This window comes from Peribacillus sp. AS_2 (genome assembly GCF_026891895.1).
Lineage (GTDB): Bacteria > Bacillota > Bacilli > Bacillales > DSM-1321 > Peribacillus > Peribacillus frigoritolerans.
Genome location: NZ_JAPTGA010000020.1, coordinates 23,888 through 36,773, shown reverse-complemented (window position 1 = coordinate 36,773; position 12,886 = coordinate 23,888). Strand labels below are relative to the sequence as shown.

General features: G+C 40.1%; 10 protein-coding genes. 2 read left to right on the top strand and 8 right to left on the bottom strand.

What is annotated here, in order from left to right; translation table 11 throughout:
- Positions 1-214 precede the first annotated feature (214 nt).
- Together OTG27_RS24005 and OTG27_RS24000 are read left to right on the top strand one after the other, a co-directional pair.
- Positions 215-1,849 carry an acetolactate synthase large subunit gene (locus tag OTG27_RS24005; RefSeq protein ID WP_268938361.1) on the top strand — a complete coding sequence of 545 codons (1,635 nt, stop codon included), beginning with the start codon at positions 215-217 and terminating at the stop codon, positions 1,847-1,849.
- A gap of 27 nt (positions 1,850-1,876) precedes the next feature.
- Positions 1,877-3,310, top strand: a complete 1,434-nt coding sequence (locus OTG27_RS24000; protein WP_268938360.1) for an aldehyde dehydrogenase family protein — start codon at positions 1,877-1,879, stop codon at positions 3,308-3,310.
- A gap of 36 nt (positions 3,311-3,346) precedes the next feature.
- Here the strand turns inward: OTG27_RS24000 and OTG27_RS23995 are convergent, their stop codons facing one another.
- From OTG27_RS23995 to OTG27_RS23960, 8 genes are all read right to left on the bottom strand, one after another.
- The gene (locus tag OTG27_RS23995; RefSeq protein ID WP_268938359.1) at positions 3,347-3,496 is read right to left on the bottom strand and encodes a hypothetical protein; all 150 of its coding nucleotides are present in this window, start codon (positions 3,494-3,496) and stop codon (positions 3,347-3,349) included.
- A gap of 358 nt (positions 3,497-3,854) precedes the next feature.
- The gene (locus tag OTG27_RS23990; protein ID WP_268938358.1) at positions 3,855-5,030 is read right to left on the bottom strand and encodes an amidohydrolase; all 1,176 of its coding nucleotides are present in this window, start codon (positions 5,028-5,030) and stop codon (positions 3,855-3,857) included.
- Positions 5,031-5,032: 2 nt separating this feature from the next.
- Positions 5,033-6,259, bottom strand: a complete 1,227-nt coding sequence (locus tag OTG27_RS23985; RefSeq protein ID WP_268938357.1) for a Zn-dependent hydrolase — start codon at positions 6,257-6,259, stop codon at positions 5,033-5,035.
- Between the two features lie 17 nt (positions 6,260-6,276).
- Positions 6,277-7,464: a hypothetical protein gene (locus tag OTG27_RS23980; RefSeq protein WP_268938356.1), complete on the bottom strand. Its 1,188-nt coding sequence runs from the start codon at positions 7,462-7,464 to the stop codon at positions 6,277-6,279.
- Between the two features lie 590 nt (positions 7,465-8,054).
- On the bottom strand, positions 8,055-8,669 hold the full coding sequence (locus OTG27_RS23975) for a HutD/Ves family protein (RefSeq protein ID WP_268938355.1): 615 nt from the start codon (positions 8,667-8,669) through the stop codon (positions 8,055-8,057).
- Between the two features lie 337 nt (positions 8,670-9,006).
- Complete coding sequence (gene gltS / locus OTG27_RS23970; RefSeq protein WP_268938354.1) at positions 9,007-10,200, bottom strand: sodium/glutamate symporter; 1,194 nt, start codon at positions 10,198-10,200, stop codon at positions 9,007-9,009.
- A gap of 5 nt (positions 10,201-10,205) precedes the next feature.
- Complete coding sequence (gene hutG / locus OTG27_RS23965; protein ID WP_268938353.1) at positions 10,206-11,150, bottom strand: formimidoylglutamase; 945 nt, start codon at positions 11,148-11,150, stop codon at positions 10,206-10,208.
- Between the two features lie 363 nt (positions 11,151-11,513).
- Entirely contained in the window at positions 11,514-12,869 is a 1,356-nt protein-coding gene (locus OTG27_RS23960; RefSeq protein ID WP_268938352.1) for a sigma-54-dependent transcriptional regulator, read from the bottom strand.
- Positions 12,870-12,886 lie beyond the last annotated feature (17 nt).

Genomic DNA, 12,886 nt, shown 5'->3' with positions numbered 1-12,886 from the left:
CCCTGCTTCCTTTACACTTATACCATGCTTAAGCACTTTTTATCAAACTGCAGAAATGTTTTTTTTCACGAAACCATTCCGACTTCCATATTCCCCCTCCTAGTTTAGAGACGCAAATGCTCGAAATGGTTTTTAATACACGCAAGTACATAATTTCTTGGGGGCAAAGCCAACATATAAGGAAAGAAATTGAAATGGTCGAGGAGGGAATAATTTGAAGGCATCTGATTTGTTTGTAAGATGTTTAGAGAATGAAGGGGTACAATATATTTTTGGGATACCTGGTGAGGAAAATACGGATCTTATTGATTCTCTAATAAGCTCAGATATTGAATTTATCTTGGTTCATCATGAACAAGCTGCAGCTTTTATGGCAGACATCTATGGCCGGCTAACTGGAAAGCCAGGCGTCTGCTTGGGCACATTGGGACCGGGTGCAACCAATTTATTGACAGGGATAGGAAGTGCTTATCTGGATTATTCCCCTGTTGTCGCGATTACAGGTCAGGCGGGCCTTGATCGCATTCATAAAGAGTCGCATCAATATGTGGACATTATTGGCGTTTTCGAGGAAGTAACGAAATGGAATCAACAAATTAAGGTGCCGCATACGATTCCGGAAATTATCCGTAAAGCATTTAAAACGGCTGTCATTGAAAAGCCGGGAGCTGTTCATATAGAACTTCCGGAAGATGTGGCGATGATGGATACTGAAGGGGAAGCTCTTCCGGTTACACCAATGCCTAGATCCCGCCCAGCCGAGGAAGAAATCAAAAAAGCCTTCGAATTAATAAATCGCGCTAAAAAGCCTATCATTCTAGCTGGTAATGGCGTGATCCGCGATGGAGCTTCTGAGGTTTTGCGGAAATTTGCAGAAGAGAAGCAAATTCCCGTTGTGAATTCATTCATGGCTAAAGGAGTTTTACCTTCCGACCATCCATTGTCCCTTTTTACAGTAGGGATGCAAGCAAGGGATTATGTTCTATGCGGATTTGATTTGGCCGATCTTATTATCACCGTCGGGTATGATTTCGTCGAGTATTTGCCAAAGTATTGGAACGATGAGGCAATGAATCCGATTATTCATATTGATGCACGACCTGCCGAGATTGATGCTTATTACCCGGTTCAAGCAGAATTGGTCGGGAACGTTACGGAGGCACTTGAAGCCTTGACGACTGGTGTAGCAAAAAAAGAACTTTGGCCAGAAGTGAAAAGGTTAAGGTCCCAAATCATTGAAAAATTTCATTCTTCGGATGATGTATCAGGAAGCCCTATCATCCCTCAGCGAATCATTGCCGATTTGAAAAGGGCGGAAAAGGGTGAAGCCATTGTCATTTCGGATGTGGGTGCCCATAAATTATGGATTGCCCGGATGTATCAGCCGGAAATCCCTAATCACACAATTATTTCTAATGGCTTTGCATCGATGGGAATTGCCATTCCCGGCGCAATTGCAGCCAAATTGGCAAAGCCTGATAAACCTGTTATTGCAGTTACTGGGGATGGCGGATTCCTGATGAATGGAGTTGAATTGGCAACGGCAAAACGTCTAGGTCTTGCCTTCGTGATCGTCATTTTCCATGATTCAAAATACGGCCTAATTGAGTGGAAACAATTGAATAAATTTGATCGTACGAATGCCATTGAATTCACAGATCCAGACTTTTTAGGGTTCGCAAAAAGTTTTGGAGTTAAAGGTGTGAAAGTAACCCACTCCGATGAATTGCTACCTGCATTAGAAGAAGCGCTTTCGAGTCAGGAAATTGTCTTGATTGATGTGGATGTCGATTATTCGGAAAATGTAAAGCTCTCGAAAACACTAGGTGATTATATTTGTAAATTATAAAGGCAGATATTATTGGAGGGATTTCAGATGAAGAAAAAGTGGCAATTGTGGATCGGTGGTAAATGGCGGGAGGCTAAATCATATGAGCCATTATATAATCCCCATTCAAACGAAGAAATTGCACAAATCGGACAGGCTGAACCAGCGGATGCCATTGAAGCGATTGTTGAGGCAAATGCTGCTTTTCAGAAATACCGATCCTACCCGGCTCATGCACGAGCAGAAATTTTATTTAAAGCTGCAGCAATCATGGAAGAACGCAGTGAAGAACTTGCAAGAATCATTTCTCTGGAGGCGGCGAAAACGATTCGAAATGCTCGTGAAGAAATGAATCGTACGGTTCAGACCTATCGTTTCGCTGCAGAAGCGTCCAAGAACAATTATGGAGAACAAATCCCGATGGATGCGGCAGTTGGGGGGGTAAACCGTTTTGGCTTCACGGTTCGCACCCCGATTGGCGTCGTCACCGCGATTACCCCATTTAATTTTCCCTTTAATCTGGTTGCCCATAAAGTCGGTCCAGCTATTGCCGCTGGAAATTCGATTGTGTTAAAACCTGCCGAACAAACCCCATTGAGTGCACTGGTTCTTGCCGATATTTTTAAAGAAGCCGGGTTGCCAGATGGAGTATTGAACATCATACCTGGCAAAGGCGATGTTTTAAGTGAAGCCTTGACGACCCATCCACATGTAAAAAAAGTGACGTTCACAGGCAGTGTTGAGGTCGGACACCTTATCCAGCAGCAGGCAGGATTCCGTAAGCTTACACTTGAACTCGGGTCCAATTCCCCTTTCATCATTGATGAAGGAGTCGACATCGATCAAATTATTCAAAGAAGTGTAATGGGTTCATTTACGAATAATGGGCAGGTGTGCATCTCGATTCAACGGATTTATGTCCACAAATCACTATACCAACAATTTTTAGATCGTTTCGTCAGTGCCACAAAACAGCTTGTCATCGGTTCACCTCTCGAGGAAAATACAAATATCACAGCGGTGATTTCAAAAAAATCATTGGAGCGGTTACAAAGTTGGATTGATGAGGCAGTACAGGAAGGAGCAAAAATTGAGTGCGGCGGTACAGTGGAAGGCAATGTACTATTGCCTACCGTTTTAACCAATGTAAATCGTGACTCAAAGGTATTTCGTTTCGAAGTATTTGGTCCGATTGTCTGCATTTTCCCTTTCGATACGCTGGATGATGCCATCAATGATGCAAATGATTCGCGTTACGGCTTGAACTCAGGAGTGATGACTCCGAGTATAGAACGAGCTTTTTATGCGGCGGAACGCTTGGAAACAGGTGGAGTCGTAATCAATGATATCCCTACTTACCGAATTGATAATATGCCTTATGGCGGCTGGAAGGACAGCGGTGTTGGCCGGGAAGGCGTCAAATATGCGATGCAGGAAATGATGGAGCAGAAGTTTATCAGCTTTAAAATAAGCGACAATTGAGGAATACTAACCCGTGGTAAATGAGGAGGCGATATCTTAAGGATCTCGTCTTCCTTTTTTATCGTAAATGGAATTCTTATCCCAGCTTTCGGGGTGGTGAAAACCTCCAGCAGATGCTGAAGCGGTGGAAAAAGATACCCCAAGGGCCATTGCCAATACTACCAAACTAGTTAATAATTTCTTCATAGCTCCATCTCCCTCTTTTTTTGTACATCCGAACTCCTTACAATTTCCCTTCAGATTTTATTTTTCCCTTCCGACCGATGTCCTGTTTTGTCATTGCCAAACAAACAGTGTCCCAGAAAGATTGAATAAGTAGGATAAATTCGTAACTGGGACATAACGGTTTTTACGCTGAAAGATTTTATAATGAAATTAGTCAAAAAAATCAAGGAAATTCTCTTTACACATTATCCTTCTCTTTTCTTCTAATTTCCCTTGATATTCATAAGAGGAAGTTTAACCATTTACGCCAAAAGGCCGCCAATTGGCGGCCTTCTGAGACTTTTTGTTATTGCCCAAGTTCCTTCTTCTTTTCAGTCCGTTATTCGTTCAAATACGCCCATGCATATTGGGCATAAAGTTCTGAACCGGTAGCAAGCGCATCCTCGTCGATGTTGAATTTCCCGTGATGATGCGCCCATTCCGAATCCTTTTCAGGGTTTCCTGATCCCACTAAAGCGAAGCTTCCGGGTACTTCATCTAAATAGAAGCTAAAGTCTTCGCCCCCCATTGTTGGCTTTTCATTATATATTGCGTCTTCACCAAACGCTTGCGAGGCCACCTTTTGCACTAATTTGGCACTATATTCATCATTAATTACAGCTTGCGTGCCACGGTAGTAATCAACCTTTGCGGTCGCACCGTAAATGTTCGCAACATTTTCAGCATAAATCTGAAGCTGCTTTTCAATATGGTCACGTGTTTTAGAATCAAAACAACGGACAGTCCCTTCAATGACGGCATTTTCTGCAATGACATTAAAACGTGTGCCAACGACCATTTTTCCAATTGTCAAAACAGCGGGATTTTGGGGGTCGACCGTTCTTGATACGACGGACTGTACATTCATGACGAATGAAGAGGCGACAATGGTTGCATCGATACAGTCCTGCGGCATTGCACCATGTCCCCCTCTTCCTTTAAAGGTTACGGTAAAGATATCTGCTGAAGCGAATGAAGGTCCTTGAGTGCAAGCGACTTTGTTTGTTGGCATTTGCGACCAAATATGTATGCCAAAAACATTATCAACACCTTCAACGGCCCCCTGTTTAACCATTTCCCTTGCACCTGTTGCCACTTCTTCGGCTGGTTGAAATATTAAGCGCACATTCCCAGGCAATTCTTCTTTTATTTCGTTTAGTGCCTTCGCTGCAATTAATAGCATGGATGTGTGTGCATCATGACCACATGCATGCATTTTCCCTTCTTCCTTTGAAGCATACGACAAGTCTTTATTTAGTTCTTCTACAGAAAGGGCGTCCATATCTGCTCTTAATGCGACGGTCTTTCCAGCCTTACCGCCTTTAATTTCTCCAATGACACCTGTTGGTTCTGCTTTTCGGTAAGTAATTCCTAATTTTTCAAGGTAGTCACAAACAAAGGCAGTTGTATTTTCTTCTTCCCATGATAACTCAGGTTCGCTATGAAGTTTTCTGCGTATTTCTGTTAATTCATCATTATAATTTTGAATCGCTTCTTTTATCGTTTGATTAATCATTCTTATTCTACCTCCGTTAAACATTTAGCCACTTCGTAAAATATTTGCACTCCATTTGCCAAATGACGTGCATCAGACCATTCCTCTGGACAATGACTTAGTCCTGCTTTACTTGGAACAAAAAGCATGCCAACATCAGTCACATCGGAAAAAACCATCGCATCATGACCTGCACCACTATCAATGGAACAGTATGGAATTTCCAAATCTGAACTTTTATCTTTTAATAAATCTTTAATCTCATTACTCAATATCTTTGGCGGCATATACAACAGCTGTTCCGCCGTTGAATGGATCCCCTGTACCTGATAGGATTCGATTAATTCTTTCATCCGCCTGATGACATTGTTAATATGTTCTTCCTTGCTTGATCGAATATCTACCGAAAATACCACCTTATTCGGTATGACGTTTGCTCCATTTGGTAAAACATCTAGTCGCCCTGTCGTTATAACCGTTCCTTCTCCTTCCTCAATTGCAAAGCTCGGTAATTGAGAAATAATTTGAGCGGCAGCAACCAATGCGTCCGTACGGCGATCCATTGGGGTTGTGCCTGCATGTCCTGCCTTTCCTTCAATGGTTACTTCAAATTGGGTTAAACCAACAATAGCTTCTACAACACCAATGGGGATATTCTTCTCTTCAAGGATTGGACCTTGTTCTATATGCAATTCGAGAAACGCTTTAATGCTATTGGGATTTCTTCTTTTCGGAAGAGTGAAATCCAGTCCAATTTTTGACATCGCTTCAATTGTGGTGATACCATCTTTATCCTTTAAATTTTTAAAACTTTCCTCACTAAGCGTTCCCACTATTCCTCTCGACCCCATTAGCCCTCCGCCAAAACGAGCTCCTTCTTCTTCAATCAGGGCAACGATTTCCAATGGATATTTAGGTGTTAATTGATTCTCTGCAAATAGGGCAGCCACTTCAAGTGCGACAATTACACCGGCTGGTCCGTCATACGCACCGCCATTTGGTACGGAATCAAAATGTGAACCTAACAGAACGCTCGGTGCATCTTTTAAAGTACCATCAAGCTTTCCAAAAATATTTCCAAATCCATCTTCCTTTACTGTCAGGCCGTATTCCATCATTTTATTTTTTATATAATTACGTGTAAGCAAGTCTTCCTTGCTATACGTAAGCCGGGTAGTCCCTTCTCCGGGTGTTGATGTAAATTCGCTCAAATCATTTATTTGCTTTTCTATACGTTCGCTAAGACTCACTTAGAATCCCTCCTATTTTACAAGAATTGTACGAATATTCCTGCCAAAATAACCGACACGATTGTTACCGATATAAATCCGCCAACAAGCATCGGCGGCAGCATATGGCTTAGCAATGCTTCTTTTTCATTTTCATCTTTTGTTAATGAATTGACGACTTCATTGGTGATAATGTAATCAGCTGGAAATCCGTATAATGCTGTTAAAGATACAGCAAAGGCCATTTCTTTGCTGACTTTTAACAATTTCCCTGCTATGAATGAGAATATATACATACCTATCACAGCGAAGATAATACAAACAACAAGTGGGTAAAGAATCTCCATCATCATACTTGGTGTTGCATTTTTCAATCCATCAAAGACGAAAAGCATAAGGGCCATGATGGCAAATCCGAATCCATTTGCTTTTTGCAGTGTCTGTCTTTCCAAGAAACCGATACTTTTTCCGATAACCCCGAATAGTAAGCAAAGAACAAATGCATTAATAGATATAATCGGCTCTAATCCACTCGAAACAAGGTAAGCAAGTAAAGCAACAACTGCCAGTCTTAAAAATTTGAAATACTCCGTATTATATTTTTCAGGAAGTTTCTTAAACAGCCTAAGTTCCGTCATGCCTTCTGCAGCGGCTGCAGTTTCATCCCTTTTTACCGTTAACTTTCCATTGCGGTATTGCCCCAAAAGCTTCTTGCCTTCTTTCTTCAAGACAATTGAAGTTAAAGGATATCCGGCGAAGCCTTGCATGACATAAATAACAATGGCAAAAACGGACAAGCTCGTAAGTCCTGCATCTGCCGCTCCTTCTGACATGATTATTGAAGAAACCATACCTCCCACTAATGGCGGAACCGCTACAAGGACAGTTTGCAGATCAAAAATAAAGATGCCAATTCCAAATAATAGTGCAACAATGCCAAGAATACCAGATAAGGAGATGACAATCGTCTTCCATTGATTCACCAATTCCCTTATTGAAAGCAATGTCCCCATATTCGTGATCAATAAGTACATCATCATGGTTGCCACTACCGGTGGAACACCTGCTATTGAAACGATGTCTTGCGGAAAGAATGTCCAATAACCACATAGAAATAGGATCGCCGAAATGAAAACGGAAGGTACCCAGGCTTTTGTTCGAACCGCCACTATGTCCCCTACAAATAAAATCAGAATTACGATAACCAAAGCCAACATCTGTGACATATGAGTTCCCTCACCTTCTCATTTAATAGTTTGAATATTCTTATAAAATAATAACACTGAATAGTATAAATTTAAATATAATTTCATATTTTCAGGTAATTGTACACAGATAATAGGAAATGTAAGTGTTTTAATTTCAACTTCACACACCAAACATTCTCAAATAATTAAGGGATTGGATATATCAAAATAATTTAATCTTAAAATAGACACTTTATCTCCTTTAAAAATTCAAAAAGAAAAAGCCGTCTATTGACGGCTCAGACTGAAGACAAACTCGAAGAAAATCGAGTTTGTCTTCAGTTTTTTGGGCTTGTACAAATTTGGACGTTGATTGGAACGTAGGGCGGTCCGCCCACGGCGCACTTGCGCCTGTGGGGTCTCCCTTGGACTCGCTATTCCCTCAGGAGTCTCGCACACCCGCTCCAAACAACTATTTTTAAAGCTTCAGACGGAACCCTTTTTGATACAAACTTAGCCGACAAAGGACATTTCTGTTAATTAATAAAAAATATCATTAAGTAAATTGCGGCGCAATGAACTCGGATTTATATAGGTGAAGGATGCTTTTGGGCCCCAGAATTTCTCTATCAATAAAAAATACTTACCTTAATAATTGTTGCAGTAGAGTCTTCATCGTGATTTGATAACTTTATATTTATATTGTCGGAGGTATGATCTCTGTTTAAGGTTATTAAGTCACCTTGCTCTAAAACAATTGTCTCTTTTTCATCGATATTCATTCTACTCCTGCCTTTGAAACAATAGAAGGCGTCGGTTCTTTTCGAAGAATCCCGATTTTCCAACACTTCCGCATGGGTTACATCATTCATATGAATCGTGCTGATGTCACCTTCACATCCTTCCGCTAACATCAAATTAAAGTCAGTGACCTTCCCTATACTGCGGGTTGTCCAGCCTCCATCAAACCGATCCTGTTCAAATGGGCTTAAATGCACACTGGGCTTTCCCTGATGTTGCAGCGACATTTCACCATCAAGGATCATGATGATTCTCTGAATGCCTGGAAGGTGAGTAAATAAGGATTCGTCCACCTCGACTTCTGCTGTGCTTATCCGCCATTTGAAATCACGCTTCGAGTAATCAGCTTCTTCAGGATAAATGGCTAGTTGAGTTGTTTTACCACCTGACCAAAGACTGGTTATTTGTTCACTTTTCTTTATTATTTTTAGTGAAAATGACAATGAATTTCTCCCCTTTAATTATTACATTTTTTCAGTACAATCTAGGCTAGGATGGATATCATTAACAGAGATGCATAAGAGAGCTTAATTTTACTGACCTCTGATCATCGCAGCAGCATTCTTACTAAATCAGGCTGTGAAACGCTACGATACATACATGTAGATGTTGCGAAATTGATAGGGTTCCGGTGCATTAATAATGCATACAGAAAAACCATCGTGAATTACCTACTATATGGGCAATTTCAGAATAAAAAAATCAATACCGAATGTTTTGGCATTCCCAAAAACATTCGGTAACACTATATTTTTTGATTCCTTATTTAATAACAAATTATCATTTAAATAGATTAATACTTATAATGATGATTGGCATGGCAAATACATCGATAAGAAATGCACCGACTATCGGAACGATTAAATATGCTTTACTTGAAGGTCCATATTTCGCAGTGATTGTTGACATATTTGCCATAGCATTTGGTGTAGCCCCTATACCATGTCCGATGAATCCTCCAACCATAACTGCCGCATCGTAGTTTTTGCCAAGAAAACGAAACATGATGAATATACTTAAAAGGATAATGAAAATTACTTGTATCACCACAATTAAAATTATTGGTAAAGCAAGGTCAGCAACTTCCCATAATTTTATACTCATTAATGCCATAGATAAGAAAATACCTAAAGTGATATCTCCAATAAAATTAATACTAGGCATTTCGATAATTTTTCCGTTTATTTTATCTAAAATATTCCGAACTATTACAGCCACTATCATTGCTCCCACATAGTTCGGTAAAACATAACCTGTCTTTGCCGAAAATAACTCTCCTAGATATGAACCTAAAGCCATACAAAATGTCAGTATTAACAATTGTTTCATAAATGAAGCTACATTTAATTCTATTTTGTCTTCCATTTCTTTCTTTTCTTGAATTTCAATATCTTCTTTACTTGGTGTTAATTTGTGTTTATTAATTAAATACTTTACAGTGGGACCTCCAACTAATCCACCAAACACTAATCCTAATGTAGCTGCTGCTATTCCAATTGCTTGGGCAGATTGAATGCCCAGCGATTCAATCGTACCGCCAAAAGCTGTAGCTGCACCAATGCCGCCTTCCATGGAAATTGCTCCTGCCATCATGCCAATCAATGGATCAATCCCAAAAACGGGTGCTAAAGAAATTCCGATTAAATTTTGGGCAAATGCCAGAAACCCGCATAACAACCAATATATTAATAATAATTTACCGCCGACTTTTACTAATTGGAAACTGGCACCCAATCCAACGGACGTAAAAAATGTTAACATGAATAATCCCTGGAGTGTCGTATCCAATGAAATGGTTATGTTTAAAAAGGTTTTAAGACTTGTAGCGACGATTGCAAAAAGTAATCCCCCCACAACGGGTGCAGGGATACAAAAGTGTCTAAATAATTTGACATTCTTAACGATAATCCCGCCTAGTGCTAAAAGCAGTATCGCTAAAAAAATAGTGATCGTTTGATTAATCTCGATGTTCATATTGCTTATCTCCTCTCCACACACATGAATACTTCATTTATTAGGTTTGCAGCTAGTTTTACAGTCCGATTATCACAATCTAATGATGGATTCACTTCACAGATATCAAATGAAATAGTTTTCGTATGTGAAGTAATCTTACGAATTAATTGCCTAACCATTTTTCCTGAAAGACCAAATGAAGAAGGCGCACTCACACCCGGTGCTTCAGAAGCGTTTATAACATCCATACAAAGTGTCAATATAATATAATCATGTTGATTTATAAAATTCAGAATTTTATTTTCGTTTTCTTCAGAATTTTCATCTACTAATTCTTCTTCCAATATCCAAGAGCAACCAAGTGTAGTTGCAGTGTCAAATAATTTTTTAGTATTTCCATAACGTTGAATACCAATTGGCAAATAACTAGCTTGATGATCATTATCTAATATTTGTTTAAACATCGTTCCAGAAGAAGTTATTTCTTCATAAGAACGTAAATCAAAATGAGCATCAATGTTAAGAATGCCTATTTTGGCATTGGGTCCAACACTCGACCTAATTCCTAGATAATGACCATAAAAGGTTTCATGTCCGCCCCCCAAAATAACAGGAAACATATTTTTAGATAATATTTTCTCTACGTGGCTTCCCAATTCAGCTTGAGCTGCTTCTAACTGTTGATTTTCACAAATGATATTTCCGAAATCAACTAGGCTATCTGCTGATTGGCCGTGCCAAGATAGAGATGATAAGGATTTACGTATTTCATTGGGAGCTTCTTTGCTTCCAAGTCTTCCTTTATTCCTGCGTACGCCTTCTTCACAAGAGAACCCTACTATTCCACATGTATTATTTGCTGATGTTGTTTGATTATCTTTAACTATTTGATGAATTCTAAATTCATCTTTATCTATTAGACTATCTGTTCTGCCTTTCCATAAATCCATATTTGGTAACGCATACATTTACTTTTCCTCCCCATAAATAAAAATACTTCATATTTGCAATCGCCAATAAATTTCGGGATGTACTGTTATAAAAGCTCTGGTTCAATGGCTTGTCCTTTTGTTTTCGTTAAATTTGGATAGGCCATTGACTTATCCTGCCTGATGCATTTTGCACATCCCCGCTTTCGCCGCACTGTAACTTCCAGTCCAGCTCTGTAGACCATTATGTTGTATATCTATGTTCCCTCCATTCTGCTTAATGGTTTTACTACATTTTTATTAAGCAAGTTTCATGCCAGGTCCATTTCCATAAAAACAGTGGAAAATTCAGATATATTCAAAATAAAAAGTAGGCGAAAATTGCCGCTCGGCAATTTCCGCCTACTTTTCTTCCCGATATTTCTTCAACTTGTCCCGCAATGTCCTCTCCCCGATGCCAATTGTTTGCGCTGTCTTCCTTTGATGACCGTTAAATGCGGCAAGGTTATGAAGAATCACTCTTTTTTCGATTTCTTCAAGCGGTTCACCGACATATACGGGGATTAGGGTATTGCCGAAAAATGGGCGCGAGCTTTTTTGGATGTCGGAAGGTAAATCGGCTTTCTGTATGTAAGAATCATTCGTAAGCGCTATTGCTCTTTCAATCACGTTCTGCAGTTCACGAATATTTCCTGGAAAGTCATATTGCTGTAAAAGCTGCAGCGCTTCATGGGAAATTCCTTCTACAGGTTTTCCCATTCGATCACCGATTTTTGCAATGAAAAATTCCAACAGCAAAGGAATATCCTCTTTTCGTTCACGTAAAGCCGGAAGGTGAATCGGAATCACATTTAATCTGTAATATAAATCTTCACGAAATCGATTCTCTTTTACTTCTTTAACCAAGTCTCTGTTTGTCGCTGCAATGATCCGGACATCGATGCTGACTTCTTCTATCCCGCCAACGGGCATTACCTTTCTCTCTTGTAGAACGCGCAAAATTTTCCCCTGCAGTGCCAAATCCATCTCACCGATTTCGTCAAGAAAGATTGTACCTCCTTCCGCCAAAACAAAAAGTCCATATTTTCGCTGTGTCGCCCCTGTAAATGCGCCCTTTTCGTATCCGAATAATTCTGATTCCAACAGGTGAGTCGGAATGGCGGCACAATTAATAGCCTGAAACTTTTTGTTTCTGCGCTTGCTTTGATTATGGATGGTTCTGGCGACGACTTCTTTACCGGCTCCACTTTCCCCTTCTATGAGAATGTTGGAATCGATATCCTTCACTTTTTCGATGAGGGAGAATATTTTACGCATGGCCAAGCTTTCACCGATGAGGCCGTTCACACCTGCCACCTTATCCAATTCTTCACTCAGCCATTTCACTTTGGACTGAAGGGTGTACACTTCTTCTGCTTTTTGCATCAGCACTTCCAATTCATCAATATGAAGCGGCTTTGTCGCATATGAAAACGCACCCTTACGCATTGCTTCCACGGAAGAAGGAATGGTGCCGTAGGCCGTCATCATAATGACAACAGTCGAGGGGGATAGGCGTTTGATTTCTTCTAACACTTCCATCCCATTGTATCCCCCGATTTTTAAATCCAGCAAAACGATGGCGATTTCTGCCCTTTCGAAAAGCGGAAGCGCTTTTCGTGGGTCTGTAAACGAATAAACGTGATACTGGTCTTCCAATGCAAACGTAAGTGACTGACATATGGTTGGTTCATCATCAATAATCATGATATCGTGCATCGTTTTCACCCTTTCTG

Excerpts from the sequence above, each read along its gene's own strand:
- OTG27_RS24000 (WP_268938360.1), top strand. The coding sequence starts at position 1,877 with ATGAAGAAAAAGTGGCAATTGTGGATCGGTGGTAAATGGCGGGAGGCT.
- OTG27_RS23990 (WP_268938358.1), bottom strand. The coding sequence starts at position 5,030 with ATGATTAATCAAACGATAAAAGAAGCGATTCAAAATTATAATGATGAA.
- OTG27_RS23960 (WP_268938352.1), bottom strand. The coding sequence starts at position 12,869 with ATGCACGATATCATGATTATTGATGATGAACCAACCATATGTCAGTCA.
- OTG27_RS23995 (WP_268938359.1), bottom strand. The coding sequence starts at position 3,496 with ATGAAGAAATTATTAACTAGTTTGGTAGTATTGGCAATGGCCCTTGGG.
- OTG27_RS23980 (WP_268938356.1), bottom strand. The coding sequence starts at position 7,464 with ATGTCACAGATGTTGGCTTTGGTTATCGTAATTCTGATTTTATTTGTA.
- hutG (WP_268938353.1), bottom strand. The coding sequence starts at position 11,150 with ATGTATGCGTTACCAAATATGGATTTATGGAAAGGCAGAACAGATAGT.
- gltS (WP_268938354.1), bottom strand. The coding sequence starts at position 10,200 with ATGAACATCGAGATTAATCAAACGATCACTATTTTTTTAGCGATACTG.